This window comes from Pedobacter nototheniae (assembly GCF_032678625.1).
Taxonomy (GTDB): Bacteria; Bacteroidota; Bacteroidia; order Sphingobacteriales; family Sphingobacteriaceae; genus Pedobacter; species Pedobacter nototheniae_A.
In genome coordinates, this window is the sequence record NZ_JAVTSO010000005.1 from 167,533 (window position 1) to 189,066 (window position 21,534).

Here is a 21,534-nt window from a genome sequence, read left to right on the forward strand (position 1 = left end):
AATATGGAATGGTTAATCTATTTGCTTAAAGTAAGTGCCTGTACAGTATTATTTTTTGGGTTTTATGTTTTGGTATTAAGAAAATTAACCTTCTTTAAAATCAACCGTTTTTACCTGATCATCAGTTTAATGCTGAGTTTTATGATTCCGGCACTTCAATTTAATATAGAACGGAAAATAGCATCTATTCCAGCTGTAAATCTGCAAAAGGAATTAATTGGACCGTCACAGGAAGTGGTTCAATCAAATTCAATAATACAGACAATGCCAAATGAGGTGGACGCAATTAACTGGTTTGCGTGGATTGAGGGCATATATACATTTGTGGCAGCGGCATGGTTAGTCCTTTGCACATGGCAGTTGTTTCAGCTGTTTAAGCACACCAGAAAATACACACATCAGATTAACGGCTTAAAGTTAATTTTCAAAAAAAGTGGCTTTACAAACTGCTCTTTCTTTAATTATGTATTTATTAACCAGGATGATTTAACGGATAATGAATTACAGGTGATGATAAAACATGAACAGGTCCATGCCAGTCAATACCATTCGGCAGATAAACTATTCATGATGATCTGTAAATCAATTTTATGGTTTAATCCTGTGGTTTATCTGTATAATAAAACTTTGGAACAAACACATGAATATGAAGCCGATCAGTTGACTTCATTAAGTTTTGGAAATAAAGATTATGCAGGGCTATTGCTAAAACTTGCTGTGGTAAAAAGTAATATGCCTTTGGTACACAATTTTGTAAAAAGCCCAATCAAGGAAAGAATAAAAATGTTGTTTCAATCTAAGTCTAAAAACATGAAAAAGTTAATGTATTTATTGGTTTTGCCTTTAGGCTTAGGGTTAATGTGGTTGTTTTCGGTTCAAATTATTTATGCACAAATTAAATCTCCGGCTAAAATAAAAACAGCAGTTAGCGACGGTCCTAACCGGAAATCAATTTCTGGTGAGCAAACAGACATAGAGAAAAGTGTAATTAATTCTGCCAAACCTAAATATAGAGCAACAAAACAAAAAGTATTAATGGTAAATGTAGATACCACTAAAGCCTTTGAGATGCCAAAGATTTTATCATATAAAAAGCTTACAGGTAATGCTAAAAGAAAACTGTCGAATTTTGAAGGTGTTGAGATGGAAATTTATGGTGGGAAATTACAGGCCGCTTACGCAGAAGTAGATACGGAAAATGGCCTTATTAATGCTAAAAATGTTGTTTTTGTAAATAGAAATGGAAATGCAGTGAGTAGCACGACAATGGTTTTTGAACTGAAAAAAGGAACTTATTATACTGTTGCAGAACTAAAATTGCCCCAAAGCATACCACCTGAATTAAAACAGGAAAGTATATTAGATAAATTTCAGTATAAGGCTAATGATTCTATAAGAATGAGTAAAGATAAAACCATTATTACTTTATATGGAAAAGCAAAAATAAGCTACAAAGATTTTGACATTACAGCCGATGAAATTACCTATAATACTAAAACCTTAAGCGGCTCGGCAAAAAATCCTGTTATGGTAAACCGTAAAACCCAAACCACAATTTCTGGTACACGATTAAAGTTCGACTTAAAAGGAAAAACAGAAGTTTGGCAAGATTGATTAAGTAGTACAAACGCTAATCTGGTTTATTCAACATGAAAATATTCTTAACTTTTACAATGGTACTCTTTTGTACATGGAATGCTTTTGCCCAATTTACAGTAAGTGGTCAAATCAGCGACACGGAAAATCAACTTTTAAAAACGGTTACGGTTAAGTTAAGCAGCAAGGATGGGGTAAAATATACTCAAAGTAATGAATCGGGTTATTACGCCTTCCAAAACCTTAAAGCTGACAACTACACGCTCGTTTTTTCGGCGCTTAATTTTCTTAGCGAAGAAAAAACCATAACACTTAAAGAAAGTGTTAAAATCAATATGGTTTTAAAAGGTACATCAACTCACCTTAATGATGTTCAGGTTAATTTTAAGAAACCGTTACTGGAGAAAAAAATAGACAGAGCAGTTTTTAATGCCGAAAATAGTATTGCCGGGATTGGTACGGATGCACTCGAGTTGCTGGCTAAAGTGCCAGGTGTACGGGTGTTAAATGATAAAGTATCTTTAATTGGTAAAGGCGGCGTTAATGTGATGATTAACGATAAGCTTATTCAGCTGTCAGATGATGATTTATCCAATTATTTAAAATCAATTCCTTCCGGTAACATCTCAAAAATTGAAATCATTACCAATCCACCTGCAAAATATGATGCGCAGGGAAATAATGGCTTAATCAACATCGTACTTAAAAAAACAACTACCGAAGGATTTCGTGGATCAGTGAATGCTGTTTTAACACAGGCAAATCATATTACGGCATCCTCTGGTGGTAATTTAAGCTACAAAAAAGACCGGGTTACCTTATACGGCAATTTTAATATAAGAAAAGGTTCTTTGGTGCCATTTGAACAAAGCAATATTTTTTATCCCAATCAAACCAGAAATATTGTAAACAAGGACCGGAATTTCAGAACAGTGCCCAGTGGGCAGGTTGGAGCAGATTATCAGCTTAATCCAAATACTACATTAGGATTATCTTACAATACCGGGCATACCGATTTTCATTCTGAAGAGCATATTAAAACAACCATATTAAGCCGTCAGCAAAAGGTTGATTCCATTTTAAATTCGGATGCAAACGCTTTAATTAAATCGAATTATAACTCCGTAAATTTTTATGTAAAGCAATTGCTTGATTCTGCCGGAAAACAAGTTACATTTAATGCAGATTGGTTTAAATACAATGATGATAAAAACCGTTTCTTTAATAGCGTAAGCTATTTTGGAGATGGAATGTTTATCCCAGATTCATTTGCTGAATATTTATCTGCCAGCAAACAAAACATAGATTTGTATACGCTTAAAGCTGATGTTGATCTGCCTCATAAAGTTTTTAAGCTATCTGTAGGTACAAAACTGAGTTTTATAAAAAATGCCAGTGATGTTTCATTTTATAAAATGAACAATAATATTTACGAGACTGATCCGGATCAGAGTAATGTATTTAACTATACTGAAAATACACAGGCCGCCTATCTAAATATAAACCGGCAAATTAAAAAGTGGGCGTTTCAGGCGGGTTTAAGAGGAGAGTATACACAAATTAAAGGCATTTCGCTTAACGAAAAAAATCAAAGCGATTACTTTCAGCTGTTCCCTACTTTATTTATTAATTATGAATTAAGTAACAAGAGTGTGTTTTCCATTAATTATGGCAGGAGAATTAACCGCCCAGCTTACCGAAAATTAAATCCATTTCGCTGGTATAGCAATCCATCAAGTTATGCAGAGGGTAATCCCTTCCTGAAGCCATCTTACAACAATAATATCGAAATTTCGCATACCTACGCCAGCATTTTTAATACCACTTTATCTTTAAGCAATACCAATAATGGTTACAGTGATGTTAATCTTGTAGAAGCAACTTCTAATCTTCAGGTTTCAAAACCAATAAATTTTATCAGGAGTTATCAATACCAGTTAAGCAACTCAATTACATTTAATCAGTTAAACTGGCTCGAAAGTAGCAACAGGCTGGATGTTTTGTATTCAACTAATCATTCTTCAATCAGTCAAACCCTATCCAACTTAAATGGGTTTAGCGCTTATTTTTCTACCTTAAACCAGTTTACCTTAAACAAAGGAAAAACCTTACTTGCCGACATGAGTTTTTGGTATCAATTTGCTGGATTGGAAGGCTTAAACAAAACCAAAGCGCAAAGTAATCTTGATTTGGGATTTAAAATACTTCTTTTAGAAAAGAAACTGCAACTGGCTTTAAGTGCATCGGATGTTTTGAAAACCAATAAGGAAAGGTTTAATACCGTTGTTAATGGAATTAGCCAGGCATACAATAACTATTACGATTCTCAGCAGCTTCGGTTTAGCATCCGTTATAATTTTGGCAATGCAAAAATAAAACAGCAGGATAGGAAACCAGGAAATGAAGAGGAGCGAAGAAGGAGCAATTAAATGCCCCGTTTGACCGCCATAAAACCTGTGGCAAAAAATAAGCAACTCAAAATTAGAAATAACGGAAAGACTATACATTTCAGTAGTTCCTGGTAAAATGAGCTTAATTTTTAAAATGCTTCTGCAAGACTGATGTAAAATCCACTCTGGCGTTTTTCATTCCCTTGCTTTTCGCCAATGCCGTAGTCTAAACGTACACTTAAACCTTTAGCCGGATCGAAGAAATAACGCAAGCCAGCACCCAGGTTTGGTTTAAATTTATCTACATTAAAATCTGTCCTTCCCCAAACGGTACCTGTTCCTGCAAAAAGCACCGCTCCGAAACGGTTATTATAACGATAACGCAATTCAGTTTGTAAAGCCAGCAAGTTCTCATCGCGATAGCGGCCGGCATAATAACCCCGCATAATCTCATCATTACCCAGTTGTGGCAACAAATAAAATGGTGTATGTGCACTTTGTATGGTATTATAAATTCCCTGCGCGCCCAACACCAGTTTTTTACTCAAACTCCAGAAATTACGGACATTTACGGTAATCTGGCTTCCGGTAAAATTATCTTTTCCAAAAAAATCAGGTGCATATTGATAAGTTACCCGACCGAAAAAGCCTTTTGTTGGATAGTTGTTAGAATTTCGTGTGTCGTAACTCTGGGATACGCCTGTAAAAATTACACTTCCACCTTTTTTACCCGAAAAGGTATGTTTATTGAAAATCCCGTCCGGACTTTTATCACTAAAATCATAATCTTCAAAACCTAAGGAAACGCCAGTGTAAGCATTTTTAATAAAGGTTTTTTCAAGGTCGAGTGCAATTTTTAATTGTTGCTGTACCAATTTATCCTGATCTGTTTTACGTGTATTATTGCCAATTCCAAAAAAGTCAAAAGGCATTTTTTTAAACTTGATGTCTGCAATCGTATGGTAAATATTGCCCTTACTCCAGGCATCGCCCTGTAAACTTACACTATACGTTTTTTTTGTAGAGTAAGAAGCTGTTCCCGAAAAATTGGAGCTGCGGTTAGTAGTATCCTTTCTGTCTCTGTAATAAGAGAAAAGGGCACCTAACCCAAATTCAAAACCAGTTTCCTGTGCATAGCCAAAAACTGGGATAGGCATAAAACTGGCCTTACGGGTGGTATCTTTTTCTTCAGAAAGGAGTTTTCTGATCAGTTTCATTTGCGCCATGCCGGGTAAAGAAACGATCAGAAGAAAAAATAAAACGTATATTTTTTTCATGGCGCAAAGAAAAGGAATTTAACTAAAAGATTATAGGTTCGGTTGTCATTAGTTCATCACGGTAATCGTAAATTGGTGTATTTGTTGATTTAGGCAAATGCAGGCAAGATTTGAAACCAAAAATTGAGGCGTATACTGCCGGTTAAAACTGTTAATTGCAAATTGCAAACGGTTTGTCTATTTTTGCGCCAAACAATACAAAACGAAATGAGCAATACAAGAGGACCGATATCTCAGTTTATGGAGCGTAATTACCTCCATTTTAATGCTGCGGCAATGATGGATGCAGCTAAAGGCTATGAAACGCATTTAGATGAAGGCGGTAAAATGATGATTACGCTTGCTGGTGCAATGAGTACTGCAGAGCTTGGTATTTCTTTAGCCGAGATGATCCGTCAGGATAAGGTAGCCATTATTTCTTGTACAGGGGCAAACCTTGAAGAAGATATTATGAATCTTGTTGCACACTCACACTATAAACGCGTACCTAACTATCGCGATTTAAGTCCGCAGGATGAATGGGATCTCTTAGAAAACCATTACAACCGTGTTACTGATACTTGTATTCCGGAAGAAGAAGCTTTCCGTCGTTTACAAAAACACATTCATAAAATCTGGAAAGATGCAGATGAAGCTGGCGAGCGTTACTTTCCACATGAATACATGTATAAAATGCTTTTAAGTGGTGATTTAGAGCAATACTACGAAATTGATCCTAAAAATTCGTGGATGCTGGCTGCTGCAGAAAAGAACCTTCCAATTGTGGTTCCAGGATGGGAAGATTCTACCATGGGTAATATCTTTGCTTCTTACGTAATGAAAAAAGAGTTAAAAGCGGTAACCATGAAAAGCGGTATTGAATATATGGGTTGGCTGGCCGATTGGTATATAGCAAACAGCGAAGGCAAAGGAATCGGATTTTTTCAGATTGGCGGCGGTATTGCCGGCGATTTCCCGATTTGTGTAGTACCAATGCTTTATCAGGATATGGAAATGGAAAATATTCCTTTCTGGAGTTACTTCTGCCAGATCTCTGATTCAACAACTTCTTACGGATCATATTCTGGCGCTGTACCAAATGAAAAAATTACCTGGGGTAAACTCGATATCCATACACCTAAGTTTATTGTAGAAAGTGATGCTACAATTGTGGCACCCCTAATGTTTGCGTGGATTTTAAAACAATAAAATAAAATTTCGACAATCAAAATTCAAAATTTTGAATGGCCACTTACAATTTTGTTGTAATTGGCCATTTTTGTTGACTGAGAGGCTTGAAACTGCATTTGTTTAGAATGATTATAAATTGTATTTCCAGTCATTATTATGTCATCGGATTTATTAATAAGTTATACTTTTGTTGAAGTTTTGATAGGCAGGCTATCGTCTAAGCATCAATTTCATATCTAAAAGTAAATTAAATAAGTATAAAGTGTTCATTATGAGAGATATCTCGATGATTTTAAAAAGTGTTTGGAAGTCGTTATTCTTGTTTTCGGCTATTTCTGTTATAGCGGTTTCTGCCGCTAATGCGCAGGATGCTAAAGAGGGAAGAACGCTTTTCAAAGCAAAATGTGCTTCATGTCACGCCCTGGATGCCAAATTGATCGGTCCTGCTTTAACAGGCGTGAGTGATCGTCACCCGGAAGCCTTCTTATTAAAGTGGATTCCGAATAACGCTGCAATGATCGCTGCTGGTGATCCTGCTGCCGTTAAACTTTTCAATGACAACGGTAAAGTTGCCATGACTACCTTCCCTGAATTGGATGAAGCTAAAGTTAAAGACATTTTAGCCTACATTAAAGAAGGTGAGCCAAAACCAACTGGTGATGCTGCTGGTGCTGCTGCTCCAAAAGATGATACCACTTCAGGTTTGTCTATCGCAGGTATCGTAGCTATTGTTTTAGTTGCATTAGCGATTTTAGTAATTTTAGGACGTGCTTCTAAATTATTGGAACGTCTGATTTTACAAAAGCAAGGAATTGAAATTGAAGAAGATGTACCTTTAAAGGTAGGTGTTCGCAAAATGTTCAAGAACAAAAAGTTTGTAATGTTCTTTATTTTGTGTTTAATCATCTGCTTAGGTTCATTTGGATGGATGGGTATGTGGAACACAGGTGTTCATACAGGTTACCAACCCGTACAACCAATTAAATTCTCGCACGAGTTGCACGCAGGAATCAATCAAATCGATTGTCAGTACTGTCACTCAGGTGCATTTAAATCTAAAAATGCGTCTATTCCATCATTAAACGTTTGTATGAACTGCCATAAAGCAGTACAGGCAAGAGATAAATATGATGGCGAGATTTCTCCTGAGATCAAGAAAATCTACAATGCTTTAGGTTACGATCCTGAAACTCAGAAATACGATGAAAGTAAATCAAAACCAATGGAGTGGGTACGTGTACACAATCTACCTGATTTTGCTTACTTCAATCACTCTCAGCACGTAGTTGTTGCAGAAGATGCGATTCGTAAAGCAAAAGGATTACAGCCAACTGAGCCAGTATGTTTCGCTTGTCACGGTCCAGTTAATACAATGGAAGAAATTTATCAATATTCTCCATTAACCATGAAATGGTGTATCAACTGCCACAAAGAAACTGATATTTCTGGTCAGAAAAATAATGCTTTCTACGCTAAGGTTATCGAAGCGCATGAGAAAATTAAAAAAGGCGAAAAAATTACTCCAGCGTTGTTGGGTGGTTTAGAGTGTGGTAAATGCCACTATTAATAAATAGAGTTTAGTAAGAACGTTCGAATAAACAGTAATATAGCTTAAATGGAAAGCAACAAAAAATACTGGAAAGGCTTAGAGGAGTATAACAATACACCCGATTTTGTTAAGAATAACAAAAACGAATTTGCCGAGCCACTTCCAATAGAAGATGTTTTAAATGAAGCAGGGTTAAGTACCGTTACCCCACGCCGCGACTTTTTAAAGGCGTTAGGTTTTGGTTTAGGTGCAGTTACGTTAGCAGCTTGTCAAAGCACTCCTGTTCACAAATCTATTCCGTATCTGGTAAAACCTGAAGAGGTTACTCCAGGTATTCCTAACTATTATACTTCCAGCTTTAATGGCCAGAGTATTTTAGTTAAAACAAGAGAAGGCCGTCCGATTAAAATTGAACCAAACCCAAATGCGGGTGAGTTTAATTGTGGTACCGATGCAAGAGCACAGGCTTCAGTTTTAGATTTATATGATGTATCTAAATTAAAAGCACCAGTTCTTAAAAACGAAGAAACAAGCTGGGCTAAAATTGATGCATTTGTAAAAGGCGAATTAAACAAAGCACAAACTTCGGGCAAAAAGATTCGTATCGTTTCATCAACGGTAAACAGTCCATCAACCAATGCAGTTATTGCAGGCTTTATTGCTAAATATCCTGCTGCTAAATTGGTTCAGTACGATGCTGTTTCTTATACAGGTATTATTCAGGCCAATCAAAATAGCTTTGGTAAAGCCGTTTTACCAAAATATAACTTTGATAAAGCAGATTTAATTGTAAGTTTCGGTGCCGATTTCTTAGGTACATGGATTAGCGGTGAAGAGTTTACTTCACAATACACAGCTAACCGTAACTATAAATCATTAGAAAACAAAAAAATGAGCCGCCACATTCAGTTTGAAAGTGGAATGAGCTTAACAGGTACTAATGCAGATACACGTGTTCCGGTTAAATTATCAGAACAAGGTCCTGCTTTAATCGCTTTATACAATGCAATTACCGGTCAATCTTTAGCCGGTGGTACATTAGGTAATAATGCTACTGCAGATAAAGTAATTAAATTAGTTGCTAAAGAATTAGTACAAGCTAAAGGCAAAGGCCTTGTAGTTTGTGGATCAAATGATGTTTCTACTCAAATTTTAGTAAATGCCATCAACGCTGCTATTGGTAGCTACGGTACTACTATCGATTTGGACAACGCATGTCATTTATATGCAGGTAACGATGCAGAATTTGCAGGTTTAATTGCCGAAATGAACCGTGGAGAAGTTGGTGCAGTTTTATTCTTAAACAGCAACCCGGCTTACGATTACATCAACAACAAAACATTTACCGAAGCATTAGCTAAGGTTCCTGCAAAAATTTCATTTGCAGATCGTGCTGATGAAACAGCTTCACTTTGTGATGCCATTGCCATTAACCACAACTATTTAGAATCGTGGGGTGATGCAAATGCTTACGAAGGATATTATTCAATTGTACAACCAACCATTAACCCGGTTTTCAATAGCCGTCAGGCAGAAGAAAGTTTATTGGTTTGGGCTGATGCACCGGTTAAAGATTACTACCAATTTGTACGCAGCAACTGGGAAACTAAAGTATTACCAGCAGCAGGTATTAAATGGGAAGATGTTTTAGATAAAGGTGTTATCACTGTTGCCGCTAAACCAGCTGCAACTTATAGCTTCAGTTTATCGTTAGCAGCCGTTGTAGCTTCTATTTCTAACAGCAGCAAAGCTTTAGCAAAAGATATTGAGTTAGAAGTTTACGAAAACATTGCAATGCGCGACGGTAAAAATGCAAACAACGCATTCTTACAAGAGTTACCTGATCCGGTTTCAAAAGTAACCTGGGATAACTTTGTTGCCCTTGCTCCAAAATTTGCTGAAAAATTAAACGTTAAAGAATTTGATGTTGTAACCGTTAAAGGTGGCAACGGATATTCGGTTGATCTTCCGGTATTAATCCAGCCAGGACAGGCACAAGGAACAGCATCTATCGCTTTAGGTTACGGACGTGAGAAAGTAGGTAAAGCAGGTAACGGTGTTGGTAAAAATGCTTTCCCTTTTGCAACTTTTGTAAATGGAACAATGCAGTATGCAACCAACGTAACCATCACTCCAACAGGTGGCCATTACGAATTGGCTCAAACACAAACTCACCACTCTTTCGAAGGTCGTAACGTAATTCGTGAGGCTACTTTCGCAGCATATTTAAAAGATGCTGGTGCAGGTACAGGTAAAAGCGAAGAAGGACATAAAAACTATGATCTTTGGGATCAATACGAAAAACCAGGTAACAACTGGGTTATGGCAATCGATTTGAATGCTTGTACAGGTTGTGGTTCTTGTATTGTTGCTTGTAACGTAGAAAATAACATTCCTGTGGTAGGTCGTGATGAGGTTCGCCGCCGTCGTGAAATGCACTGGATCCGTATTGATCGTTATTATAGCTACGAAACTAAAGACGGAGATGTAACAAGAGAAAAAGAAATTGCTAAGTTGGAAGATTTAGACCATGTTTCTGTTGTTCACCAGCCCATGTTATGTCAGCACTGTGATCACGCACCTTGCGAAACCGTTTGCCCGGTATTAGCAACTGTACACTCATCAGATGGTTTAAACCACATGGCTTATAACCGTTGTGTAGGTACACGTTATTGCGCAAACAACTGTCCGTATAAAGTACGTCGTTTCAACTGGTTTAACTACTGGAACGATTCTCGTTTCGATAACTATTTAAATAACGAGTTTACTCAATTAGTTTTAAATCCTGATGTAACAACACGTTCAAGAGGGGTTATGGAAAAATGCTCTATGTGTATTCAACGTATACAAGGTGGCAAATTACAAGCTAAAATTGAGAAACGTCCATTAAAAGATGGCGATATTAAAATGGCTTGTCAGGAAGCTTGTTCAGCAAATGCAATCATATTTGGTGATTCAAACGATCCAAACTCTGAGGTTTCAAAAGCATTACGTTCTGAGCGTATCTACTACGTTTTAGAAGAAATCAACGTGAAACCAGGTATCGGATACATGACAAAAATTAGAAACACAGATACAACAGTACAAGCGTAAGCTTTAGTATAAAGAAAATACAAATTATGTCAGGACATAACGAATCAATACTTAGAGAACCATTAATTACCGGCGATAACATCACGTATGCAAAAATTACGGATGATATTTTAGGCCCGGTAGAGAATAAACCAAACAAAGCGTGGTGGATCGGTTTCATCTTTGCCTCTTTAGGCGCTTTACTTTGGGTGGTTGCCGTGAGTTATACTTTTTGGAATGGTATAGGCTCTTGGGGTTTAAATAAAACAGTAGGATGGGCTTGGGACATCACCGGTTTCGTATGGTGGGTTGGTATTGGTCACGCTGGAACACTTATTTCAGCAGTACTATTACTTTTCCGTCAAAACTGGCGTAACTCCATTAACCGTTCAGCAGAAGCAATGACCATCTTTGCGGTTATTTGTGCGGCAACTTATGTTGTATCACACATGGGCCGTCCGTGGTTAGCGTATTGGGTATTACCATTACCAAATCAGTTCGGTTCACTATGGGTAAACTTTAACTCACCATTGGTATGGGATATGTTTGCAATTTCTACTTATTTCTCTGTATCCTTATTATTCTGGTACACAGGTTTATTACCAGATATTGCAACCATCCGCGACCGTGCTACAGGAATGCGTAAGAAAGTATATTCTATCTTTTCATTTGGATGGAGTGGAAGTGTAAAAACATGGCAGCGTTTTGAGGCCGTTTCTCTAATCCTTGCAGGTATTTCTACACCGCTTGTACTTTCGGTACACACAATTGTATCAATGGACTTTGCAACTTCAGTAATTCCGGGATGGCACACCACCATTTTCCCTCCCTACTTTGTTGCCGGTGCAATTTTCTCAGGCTTTGCAATGGTGTTAACCTTATTATTGGTTGCACGTAAAGTATTAGGCCTTGAAAACTACATCACCATGTTCCACATTGAGTCGATGAATAAAATCATCATCTTAACAGGATCAATCGTAGGTGTAGCTTACTTAACGGAGTTCTTTATTGCATGGTATTCTGGTTCAGAATATGAGCAATACGCGTTCATTAACCGTTCAACTGGTCCATACTGGTGGGCTTACTGGATGATGATGACGTGTAACGTAATCTCTCCACAACTATTATGGTTTAAAAAAATCCGCTTAAGCATCCGTGCTACCTGGATCTTATCAATCGTAGTAAACGTAGGTATGTGGTTTGAGCGTTTTGTAATTATCGTTACCTCTTTACACCGTGATTATATTCCTTCAAGTTGGGCAATGTTTTATCCAACATGGGTTGATGTGAGTGTATTCGTAGGTTCAATCGGACTTTTCTTTACCTTATTCCTTTTATTCTTAAGAGTTTTACCTTCAATTGCGATTGCAGAGGTTAAATTATTATTGAAAACTGCAAGTGAGCAGGCTAAAATGAAGCAGATTAAAGAAGGACATGAGAATAAAGAATATGTAGCGGAGTACATAGAATCTTTAGAGAAATTTGATAGTGTTAAACAAGAAGATTACGCAAAAATATAACAATGAGTGATATCAAATATATTTTAGGCAGTTTTGGTGATCCTGATGAAATGATGCACGGCATCGAAAAACTTCAGGAAAATAACGTCAGCATTTATGATGTATATACTCCAATGCCTATACACGGAATAGAAGCCAAATTAGGAATTAAAAGATCAAGAATTGATATCGCAGCATTTTGCTTTGGTATAACCGGTACATGTGCCGCTTTCGCCTTAATTTATTTTTGCGCAGTTATCGATTGGAGAGTAAACATAGGTGGTAAACCATCATTTGCATTGCCGGATTTTATTCCGATAATGTTCGAATTAACAGTTTTATTCTGTGCATTCGGTATGGTGTTAACTTACTATGCTTCTACACACCTTTTTCCAGGCAGAGCACCACGAGTAATGGACCTGCGTGCTACCGATGATCGTTTTGTAATTGCAGTAGATGCAAAAGAAAATGCAGAACACACCGTAATTGATGGTTTATTAAAAGATGCCGGTGCTTTAGAAGTAAAGTATAATGAAAGGAAGTACATTAGCTATGAATAAGAATAAATTTGTTTATGCCGCGTTTTTAGCTATCGCTTTTGCAGCTACTTTTTCGGCTTGTAAAGATAAACGCAGTACCGGGCTTGAATATGCCAGGAACATGTATGATCCGATTGCTTATAATCCGGATCAGCCAAATAAAAATTTCAAAGATGGTAAAACTGCACAGTTGCCACCAGCAAATACTAAACCAGTAGGTTTTAAAGAGTATGATGAATATCCTAATACTAAAGAAGGATATGAAGCTGCCGGAGCAAACATGGTTAATCCATTACCTGTAGATACAACGAACCTTGCAGAAGGTAAACATTCATTTATCGTTTTCTGTGCTCCATGCCATGGAGAAAAAGGAGATGGACAAGGACACTTAGTTAAAATTGAGAAATTTAACGGTGTACCTTCTTATCACGAAGGAAGTTCATCAAGAGGTGGTGCTATGAAAGATCTTACTGCTGGTAAAATCTACCATACCATTACATATGGTGTAAATAACATGGGCTCACATGCTTCACAAATCTCACCAACAGATCGTTGGAAAGTGGTGATGTATGTTCAACAATTACAAAAAGAACAATAAGTAAAGCAGAATATAAATGGGAACTCACAATATTAATTTTAGTGAACAATTTGAGTTTACAGGAAAAGTAAAAACTTTAAGCATTATTGGAATTGCATTAGGTGTAATTGCAGTAGCTTATGGTTTCTTAGCCGGAGATAAAGTGATGCACGAGCGCACTTTTGCCAACCTGTTACTTATGGGATATTATTTTGCATGCGTTTGTATGTCAGGTACATTTTTCCTTGCTGTTCAATACGTTGCTCAGGCTGGTTGGTCTGCATCAATTTTACGTGTACCTCAAGCTATGGCTAAAACTTTGCCTATAGCTGCTGTAATACTTGTTGTTATTATCTCAGCAGGGTTGTACACACACAACTTATATCACCACTGGCATGCTGATGGTTTAACAGATCCGAATAGCCCTAATTACGATTCGCTAATTGCAGGTAAATCGGTATTCTTAAACGTTCCTTTCTTTTTAGGTCGTCAGGTTGTATTCTTAGGTGTATATAGTATATTCTCTATGCTTTTTGTTAAGTTTTCTTATAACGAAGATTTAGCCGGAGGATTAAACTCATACAGAAAGAGTTTTAAAAATGCATGTATCTTCTTAGTAATTTATGGTTTTACCACACCAATTTTTGCTTTTGATACGGTAATGTCATTAGAAGCACACTGGTTCTCTACCATGTTTGGCTGGTATAACTTTGCCGCAATGTGGGTAAGCAGTTTAGCTACAATTGCCATAATCATTATTCTTTTAAGAAGAGCAGGTTACATGCAATGGGTTAACAATAGCCACTTACATAACTTAGGCCAGTTTATTTTTGGTTTCTCTATCTTCTGGACTTACGTATGGTTTGCACAGTTCTTATTAATCTACTATGCCAACATGCCTGAGGAAACTATTTATTTTTACAAACGTTTTGAATATTACAAGTTCTGGTTCTTCTTAAACCTTGCAATGAACTTCTTAGCGCCAGTATTATTATTAATGGACAGAGATAATAAGAGAACAGATATAAAACTATTATTCGTTTCAATCGTGGTATTATTAGGTCACTGGGTAGATTACTACCAAATGATTATGCCAGGAGCAGTAGAAGATGGTCACAACGGTTTTGGAATTGTTGAAATTGGTACTGCTGTAGGTTTCGTAGGATTGTTTACCTTTACAGTTTTATCGGCCTTAAGCAAAAAGCCTTTAATCGCAAAAAATCACCCTTTATTACAAGAAAGTTTGCATCATCAGCTTTAGCCGATGATTTTATAAGAGCAAATATTTAATTATTATTATAATTAGCAGTACAGCGTACTACTTTTAAGAAAATGAGTTTAAGAAAGTTTATCACGAATAAAACGACCGCAGCTTTAGCAGTATTACTTACTGTTTTTGCAAACACGAGCGCATTTGCACAAGATGCAGCAGCAGCGGCGGCACCGAAAGCTGTTGATATGGGCGAGGTTTATAAATCAGTAATTTTTTACGTTCTGGTTTTCCTGGCTATATGTTTATTCATTGCTATTGTGGGTAAAGCCATAAGGGTATATGAATTAAGCCGCGAAGCACAAGGCAAACCAGTAGGTATTAACTGGAACAGAGTACATGCAAGTTTATTTGCATTATTCCTTGTTTTAGGTTTATATGGTGTGTATTGGGAATATACAGTGCATGGCGCAATGTTATTGCCAGATGCAGCTTCGATCCACGGAGAACGTATTGATAAAATGTTTAATTTAACATTAATCATCACTACAATCGTATTTGTGGTAACACACATCTTATTATTCGGATTTTCTTATGTGTATAAATATTCAGCTAAAAGAAAAGCATATTACTATCCTCACAACAATACAATCGAAAAAATCTGGACCATTGTACCAGCTTTAGTTTTAACAGTATTGGTGTTAATGGGTTTCTTAACCTGGAGATCGATTTTCTTCAAAGTAGAAGATCCAAACAACAAACCTTTACAAATCGAAATCACTTCAGAGCAGTTTAAATGGTCTATCCGTTACCCTGGAGCTGACGGTGTTGTAGGTAACAAAAATTATAAATTAACTACTGCAACCAATCCTTTAGGAATCGATTTTAAAGATTTAAACTCTCGTGATGATGAGATGGCAGATGAGATGGTAATTCCGGTTAATAAACCAGTAAAACTAATCTTAACCAGTAAGGATGTAATCCACAGTTTTTACATGCCACACTTCAGAGTACAATTAAATACGGTACCGGGCATGAGAACAATATTTGAATTTACTCCAACCATTACCACTCGCGAGATGCAGGAGAAAACAAATGATCCTAACTTTAAATATCTTTTCTATTGCGCTAAAATTTGCGGTTCAGGTCACTGGAATATGCAAAAAAACGTTCGTGTTGTTTCTGAAAAAGAATATGCAGAATGGATAGCTAAACAGAAAACCTACTTAAACGATGATTTAAGAAAAGAATTTAATTTGCCAGTGGCACCTGCACCAGTAAAATCTGTAGCCGATTCAACAGCTAAAGATTCAGCAGGAGTGAAAACTAACCAAGTGGCTTTAAATAAATAATATTACCGCAGAGCGAAAGAATTATGTCAACAATAGCAATACACGACGATCACAATCACGATCACCACGATCACGGACACCATAAGGAGACTTTAATTTCGAAGTACATCTTCAGTATGGACCATAAAATGATTGCAAAGCAATTTCTAATAACCGGTATTATTATGGCGGTTATAGCAATGGGCTTATCCATTTTATTCCGTATCCAATTGGCTTGGCCAGATAAAAATTTCCCATTCTTAGAAACATTTTTAGGCAAATGGGCTGAAGGCGGTCGTATCAAACCCGATTTCTATTTAGCACTGGTAACCATTCACGGTACCATCATGGTTTTCTTTGTACTAACAGCCGGGCTTAGTGGTACATTTAGTAACTTATTAATTCCATTACAAATTGGAGCACGAGATATGGCATCGCCTTTCTTAAACATGCTTTCATACTGGTTCTTCTTTATGGCTTGTGTGATCATGATGTCTTCATTCTTTATTCAAACAGGACCAGCATCCGGAGGTTGGACAGTTTATCCGCCATTATCTGCTATTCCTACAGCAATACCAGGTTCAGCAGGCGGTATGACACTTTGGTTAGTCAGTATGGTACTTTTCGTAGCATCATCTTTAATGGGTGGTATTAACTATGTAAGTACAATTTTAAATATGCGTACTAAAGGTATGGACCTTTGGAAAATGCCACTAACCATTTGGGCATTCTTCTTAACGGCTATTCTGGGTATCTTATCATTCCCTGTATTAGTTGCAGGTGTGGTATTATTAGTATTCGACCGTAGTTTTGGAACAAGTTTCTACCTTTCTGACATTGTTATGGGTACAAACATTTTACCAAATGAAGGTGGTTCTCCAATTTTATGGCAACACTTATTCTGGTTCTTAGGTCACCCTGAGGTATACATCGTAATTATGCCGGCATTGGGTATCTCATCAGAAGTTATCTCCGTAAATGCACGTAAACCAATTTTCGGTTACCACGCCATGGTTTACTCTCTAATCGGTATTACGGTACTTTCATTCATCGTATGGGGGCACCATATGTTTGTAACGGGTATGAATCCATTATTGGGTGGTGTATTTATGATCACTACTTTGATTATTGCAGTACCATCAGCCGTAAAAACATTTAACTACTTAGCCACATTGTGGAGAGGTAATATCCGCTTTACGCCGGCAATGTTATTCGCTATTGGTTTAGTTTCATTCTTTATCTCAGGTGGTTTAACCGGTATCTTCTTAGGTAACGCTTCCTTAGATATTAACTTACACGATACTTACTTTGTAGTTGCCCACTTCCACCTGGTAATGGGTTCAGCAGCAATCTTTGGTATGCTTGCGGGTGTTTATCACTGGTATCCTAAAATGTTTGGCCGTATGATGAACGCTAAATTAGGTTACCTGCATTTCTGGTTAACTTTCATTGCAGCTTACTTGGTTTTCTTCCCATTACACTTTTTAGGTTTAGATGGCGTTCCACGTCGTTACTATGCCTTTACAGAGTTTGAGTTTATGAAGAAATGGTTAACTGTTAACGTATTTGTAACCTGGGCTGCTATTTTAGCCGCTTTGGCTCAAGTAGCGTTCTTATTTAACTTTTTCTATTCAATTTACAGAGGTAAAAAAGCAACTCAAAATCCTTGGGAATCTAATACATTAGAATGGACTGCTCCTGTAGAACATATCCACGGAAACTGGCCAGGAGAAATCCCTACAGTATACAGATGGCCATATGACTATAGCAAACCAGGTCATGATGAAGATTTTATTCCTCAAACAGTACCTTTCTCTCAAACCATGAGCTCTAACTTGCCTCACGATTTTGAAGGAAATGCAGAAGCAGAAAAAATACAGCAAGATTGGGAATTGGCAAATCCAGTTGCAGAAAATAAAGGCTAATTTTTAGCTTTACACAAAATTAAAGGGGTATCTGATTAAGTTTCTGCTTATCCGGATACCCTTTTCATCTTAATAGAGATATGATCAGCAGATCAGAACAGCGTTTTATCAGAATTAATTTTATAACCATAATCGTTACTTTATTGGTTATACTGGCTGGCGGTATTGTACGCAGTACCGGCTCAGGAATGGGCTGTCCAGATTGGCCGAAGTGTTTCGATAGATACATTCCGCCAACTGATGTATCGCAGCTTCCAGCGAATTACAAAGAGAAATACGTTGCCGGCAGACTTAAAAAGAACGAGAAGTTTGCTAAGTATCTTGAAAGTATGGGTAAAACTGAACTGGCAGATCAGATCAGACACGATAAAAGTATAACCATACCGGAAGAGTTTAATCCGGCAAAAACCTGGACAGAATACCTGAATAGATTAGCAGGCGTTTTGGCTGGAATATTTTTACTGCTAACCGCAATTTATTCGTTTACCTATAAAAAAACAGCAAAACGAATTATTGTACTGAGCATTTTAAACATTTTTGTAGTCGGTTATCAGGCCTGGTTGGGTTCAATAGTGGTATCCACCAACTTAGCACAATGGGTGGTAACTGTTCATATGTTGTTGGCGCTGGTTATTTTAGCAATATCAATTTATACCTACAACTACGCTAAACAACTGAATAAAACGCCTTCAGTTATCATGTATCGGATATTGTGGTTAAAAGGCTTTTTGTTTTTTACCGTTGTTTTAAGCATAGCACAAATTGTGTTGGGTACCGAAGTAAGAGAAACAGTAGATGTGATTGCAAAATCACTTTTGCATAGCAGGGCCAGCTGGATAGGCAAAGTAGGCAGTATTTTTTCTTATCACAGAGATTTAGCCATACTGGTTGTAATCGCAAATGGAGTAGTTTATAAAATGGTTATCGATCGTTTTAGCGGAAAAGCTGCACCATTGTTAACCGCAAGGTTTATTATCATTACGCTTTTAATCCAGTTATTAAGTGGTTTTGCATTGGCATACATCGCATTTCCACCGGCAGCACAGGCAATACACATTTTATTCTCTACGCTGTTATTTAGTTTACAGTTTTATTTGTATTTGTTGGTTTACCGTACAAGCACTTATAAACAATAATATTTAAGGAAATTGAAACAATTTTTTTCAGATTTTTCTAAACTCATAAAATTCAGGCTGTCCTTTACAGTTGTGTTTTCTGCATCCATTTCATTTTTAATTGGTCAGAAAATGCAAATAGGAAGAGGGCATATTCCTTCAATTGACTGGGGTAACTGGCTAATCCTGATTGCAGGAGGCTTTTTGGTAACAGCAGCAGCAAATTGCTTTAATGAGATCATTGAAAAGGATCTTGATAAATTAATGAGCAGAACAAAAGACCGTCCAATGCCTGCAGGCAGAATGACCACCGGACAGGGCTTAATTTTAGGCCTGTTTATGGCATTTTTTGGCACATGGTTACTGGGCAGGTTAAATCTGGAAACAGGTTTATTATCTGTATTCTCAATTTTGTTATATGCATTTGCCTATACACCATTAAAAAGAAAATCGCCAATAGCGGTTTTTGTAGGTGCCATTCCAGGTGCATTACCTCCACTTATTGGTTATTTAGCCGCATTTGGCAGTTTAAAGGCCGAGTTGTTTTTAGATATAGATTACAAAATTGCCGTGGTATTATTCTTAATCCAGTTTGTTTGGCAATTCCCACATTTTTGGGCCATTGCCTGGGTTTTGGATGATGATTATAAAAAAGCCGGATTTAGATTGTTGCCAACAAAAAAAAGAGATAAGATTTCGGCATTGATGACCTTTTTAGGTACATTAATTTTAATTCCGGTAAGCTTATTGCCAACTTTTTATGGCTTTGGCGGTTATTATATCGCAGGGTTATCTTTAATCGCAGGTATTATTTTTTGCTGGCTTGCCTTTAAACTTTTATTGAACAGAGAACTCGTGGATGCGAAAAAGGTGATGTTCTGTTCTTTTTTTTACATACCAGCCGTACAGTTGGTGTTATTATTTGATTTTATAGCAAAATAATTTTTATGGTTATAACAATGGAAAATACCCAGGATACATTTGACCCAAAACCCAGAAAGTTTATTGTCTGGCTTTTTGTCGTATCATCTACAATTATGTTTGGCGGCTTTACCAGCTATTATCTGGTATTTGCAGCATCAAAAGGCAAAGGCCATGGATTAGTACTGCCAGATGCCTTTATTTACAGCAGTTTGGTTATTATAGCAAGCAGTATAACATTAATGTTAGCCTCAAGAGCGTTAAGAAACCTTAACTTTAGCTTACAACGCTCAATGCTTTGGATAACGGTAATTTTAGCTGTTGTTTTTGGTGTAATGCAGTTTAATGCATGGGGAAGTATGGTTAGAAGTGGTGCCACAATGGTTGGTAACAACGCAGCCATTTCATTTATCTATGTCGTTTCCGGAATGCACTTATTGCACATTATTGCCGGTGTTGCACTTATTACCAGCGCTTTAATAGGCAGTTATAAAAATATTACGCCCGCCAAAGGCAAGTACAGAATGGAAATTGCTTCTATTTTTTGGCATTTTATAGATATATTATGGATATATCTGTATGTTTTTTTACTTTTGAACCGTTAAATTTGTTAACAAACTATTATACTATTTCCAAATGAATTCAGTATCACAATTAGATCAAGTTAAAACCGGACCATGGAATGGTGGTCGTTCTCCGTGGTCGGTAGAATATGGTAAAATCATGATGTGGTTTTTCCTTTTGTCAGATGCTTTCACCTTTTCATCTTTATTGATCTATTATGGCGCGCAGCGTTTTTCTAAAGCAACGTGGCCAGATCCGGATTTGGTTTTCCAATCCATCCCAGGTCTAAAAGAGAGTGGTGCACCATTAGTTTTCGTGGGTATCATGACCTTTATATTAATTCTTAGTTCGGTAACTATGGTTATGGCTGTTGAAGCTGGGCACCGCCGTGCTAAAAAAGAAGTAATCTGGTGGATGGTTGCAACCATTATTGGAGGTTTCATGTTCTTAGGCTGTCAGGCTTTAGAGTGGACACACTTATTCCATGAAGGTTTTGGATGGGGTAAAATTCCTACAATGGAAAAATTACACCATTTGTTTAATGGCGATGTATCTTTAGTTGCTGCGCAGCAGTTTTCTAACTTATTCTTTACCATTACAGGTTTTCACGGTTTTCACGTATTTACCGGTGTTTTAATTAATATCATTTTATTGATAATGACCATTAACGGAACTTTTGAAAGAAGAGGTCATTATTTAATGGTAGAAAAAGTTGGATTGTACTGGCACTTTGTAGATTTAGTATGGGTGTTTGTATTTACATTCTTCTATTTGGTTTAATTGATCATTTTATAAAAAT

General features: G+C 36.9%; 16 protein-coding genes. 15 read left to right on the forward strand and 1 reads right to left on the reverse strand.

The genetic code is table 11. From position 1 onward, the window contains the following. The first annotated feature begins 3 nt into the window (after positions 1-3). Positions 4-1,614, forward strand: a complete 1,611-nt coding sequence (locus R2Q77_RS15585; RefSeq protein WP_316804653.1) for a M56 family metallopeptidase — start codon at positions 4-6, stop codon at positions 1,612-1,614. Between the two features lie 35 nt (positions 1,615-1,649). Then, positions 1,650-4,025 carry an outer membrane beta-barrel family protein gene (locus R2Q77_RS15590; protein ID WP_316804654.1) on the forward strand — a complete coding sequence of 792 codons (2,376 nt, stop codon included), beginning with the start codon at positions 1,650-1,652 and terminating at the stop codon, positions 4,023-4,025. Between the two features lie 110 nt (positions 4,026-4,135). On the opposite strand, the gene R2Q77_RS15595 is transcribed toward R2Q77_RS15590, so the two are convergent. Continuing rightward, positions 4,136-5,263 carry a BamA/TamA family outer membrane protein gene (locus R2Q77_RS15595; protein WP_316804655.1) on the reverse strand — a complete coding sequence of 376 codons (1,128 nt, stop codon included), beginning with the start codon at positions 5,261-5,263 and terminating at the stop codon, positions 4,136-4,138. A gap of 207 nt (positions 5,264-5,470) precedes the next feature. Here R2Q77_RS15595 and R2Q77_RS15600 point away from each other — a divergent pair, with 207 nt between their 5' ends. From R2Q77_RS15600 to R2Q77_RS15660, 13 genes are all read left to right on the forward strand, one after another. Continuing rightward, positions 5,471-6,451 carry a deoxyhypusine synthase family protein gene (locus R2Q77_RS15600; protein WP_316804656.1) on the forward strand — a complete coding sequence of 327 codons (981 nt, stop codon included), beginning with the start codon at positions 5,471-5,473 and terminating at the stop codon, positions 6,449-6,451. Between the two features lie 253 nt (positions 6,452-6,704). Beyond that, the gene (locus R2Q77_RS15605) at positions 6,705-8,000 is read left to right on the forward strand and encodes a c-type cytochrome (RefSeq protein ID WP_316804657.1); all 1,296 of its coding nucleotides are present in this window, start codon (positions 6,705-6,707) and stop codon (positions 7,998-8,000) included. 48 nt (positions 8,001-8,048) lie between these two features. Further along, complete coding sequence (locus R2Q77_RS15610) at positions 8,049-11,075, forward strand: TAT-variant-translocated molybdopterin oxidoreductase (protein ID WP_316804658.1); 3,027 nt, start codon at positions 8,049-8,051, stop codon at positions 11,073-11,075. A 26-nt stretch (positions 11,076-11,101) separates the two neighbouring features. Then, positions 11,102-12,574, forward strand: a complete 1,473-nt coding sequence (gene nrfD / locus R2Q77_RS15615) for an NrfD/PsrC family molybdoenzyme membrane anchor subunit (protein ID WP_131539461.1) — start codon at positions 11,102-11,104, stop codon at positions 12,572-12,574. Positions 12,575-12,576: 2 nt separating this feature from the next. Then, positions 12,577-13,113 carry a DUF3341 domain-containing protein gene (locus tag R2Q77_RS15620; RefSeq protein WP_131539462.1) on the forward strand — a complete coding sequence of 179 codons (537 nt, stop codon included), beginning with the start codon at positions 12,577-12,579 and terminating at the stop codon, positions 13,111-13,113. Beyond that, positions 13,085-13,690 (forward strand): cytochrome c, encoded by a 606-nt coding sequence (locus tag R2Q77_RS15625; RefSeq protein WP_316804659.1) that lies wholly within the window; start codon positions 13,085-13,087, stop codon positions 13,688-13,690. Before R2Q77_RS15620 ends, R2Q77_RS15625 begins: the two co-directional genes overlap by 29 nt. A gap of 16 nt (positions 13,691-13,706) precedes the next feature. Further along, positions 13,707-14,930, forward strand: coding sequence for a quinol:cytochrome C oxidoreductase (locus R2Q77_RS15630; RefSeq protein WP_316804660.1), 1,224 nt, complete (start codon positions 13,707-13,709; stop codon positions 14,928-14,930). Positions 14,931-15,001: 71 nt separating this feature from the next. Next, positions 15,002-16,231 carry a cytochrome c oxidase subunit II transmembrane domain-containing protein gene (locus tag R2Q77_RS15635; RefSeq protein WP_316804661.1) on the forward strand — a complete coding sequence of 410 codons (1,230 nt, stop codon included), beginning with the start codon at positions 15,002-15,004 and terminating at the stop codon, positions 16,229-16,231. A 23-nt stretch (positions 16,232-16,254) separates the two neighbouring features. Further along, on the forward strand, positions 16,255-18,135 hold the full coding sequence (locus R2Q77_RS15640) for a cbb3-type cytochrome c oxidase subunit I (RefSeq protein WP_316804662.1): 1,881 nt from the start codon (positions 16,255-16,257) through the stop codon (positions 18,133-18,135). A gap of 80 nt (positions 18,136-18,215) precedes the next feature. After that, on the forward strand, positions 18,216-19,271 hold the full coding sequence (locus R2Q77_RS15645; RefSeq protein ID WP_316804663.1) for a COX15/CtaA family protein: 1,056 nt from the start codon (positions 18,216-18,218) through the stop codon (positions 19,269-19,271). Positions 19,272-19,283: 12 nt separating this feature from the next. Then, entirely contained in the window at positions 19,284-20,192 is a 909-nt protein-coding gene (cyoE, locus tag R2Q77_RS15650) for a heme o synthase (RefSeq protein WP_316804664.1), read from the forward strand. A gap of 17 nt (positions 20,193-20,209) precedes the next feature. Then, complete coding sequence (locus tag R2Q77_RS15655; protein WP_316804665.1) at positions 20,210-20,776, forward strand: cytochrome c oxidase subunit 3; 567 nt, start codon at positions 20,210-20,212, stop codon at positions 20,774-20,776. 31 nt (positions 20,777-20,807) lie between these two features. Further along, positions 20,808-21,515, forward strand: coding sequence for a cytochrome c oxidase subunit 3 (locus R2Q77_RS15660; protein WP_316804666.1), 708 nt, complete (start codon positions 20,808-20,810; stop codon positions 21,513-21,515). Positions 21,516-21,534: the final 19 nt, after the last annotated feature.

What these genes read in the sequence shown, in the direction of transcription:
- R2Q77_RS15585 (WP_316804653.1), top strand. Translation starts at nt 4, where the DNA reads ATGGAATGGTTAATCTATTTGCTTAAAGTAAGTGCCTGTACAGTATTA.
- R2Q77_RS15660 (WP_316804666.1), top strand. Translation starts at nt 20,808, where the DNA reads ATGAATTCAGTATCACAATTAGATCAAGTTAAAACCGGACCATGGAAT.
- R2Q77_RS15630 (WP_316804660.1), top strand. Translation starts at nt 13,707, where the DNA reads ATGGGAACTCACAATATTAATTTTAGTGAACAATTTGAGTTTACAGGA.
- R2Q77_RS15640 (WP_316804662.1), top strand. Translation starts at nt 16,255, where the DNA reads ATGTCAACAATAGCAATACACGACGATCACAATCACGATCACCACGAT.
- R2Q77_RS15645 (WP_316804663.1), top strand. Translation starts at nt 18,216, where the DNA reads ATGATCAGCAGATCAGAACAGCGTTTTATCAGAATTAATTTTATAACC.
- R2Q77_RS15605 (WP_316804657.1), top strand. Translation starts at nt 6,705, where the DNA reads ATGAGAGATATCTCGATGATTTTAAAAAGTGTTTGGAAGTCGTTATTC.
- R2Q77_RS15635 (WP_316804661.1), top strand. Translation starts at nt 15,002, where the DNA reads ATGAGTTTAAGAAAGTTTATCACGAATAAAACGACCGCAGCTTTAGCA.
- R2Q77_RS15625 (WP_316804659.1), top strand. Translation starts at nt 13,085, where the DNA reads ATGAAAGGAAGTACATTAGCTATGAATAAGAATAAATTTGTTTATGCC.
- R2Q77_RS15595 (WP_316804655.1), bottom strand. Translation starts at nt 5,263, where the DNA reads ATGAAAAAAATATACGTTTTATTTTTTCTTCTGATCGTTTCTTTACCC.
- R2Q77_RS15590 (WP_316804654.1), top strand. Translation starts at nt 1,650, where the DNA reads ATGAAAATATTCTTAACTTTTACAATGGTACTCTTTTGTACATGGAAT.
- nrfD (WP_131539461.1), top strand. Translation starts at nt 11,102, where the DNA reads ATGTCAGGACATAACGAATCAATACTTAGAGAACCATTAATTACCGGC.
- R2Q77_RS15600 (WP_316804656.1), top strand. Translation starts at nt 5,471, where the DNA reads ATGAGCAATACAAGAGGACCGATATCTCAGTTTATGGAGCGTAATTAC.
- R2Q77_RS15620 (WP_131539462.1), top strand. Translation starts at nt 12,577, where the DNA reads ATGAGTGATATCAAATATATTTTAGGCAGTTTTGGTGATCCTGATGAA.
- R2Q77_RS15655 (WP_316804665.1), top strand. Translation starts at nt 20,210, where the DNA reads ATGGAAAATACCCAGGATACATTTGACCCAAAACCCAGAAAGTTTATT.
- R2Q77_RS15610 (WP_316804658.1), top strand. Translation starts at nt 8,049, where the DNA reads ATGGAAAGCAACAAAAAATACTGGAAAGGCTTAGAGGAGTATAACAAT.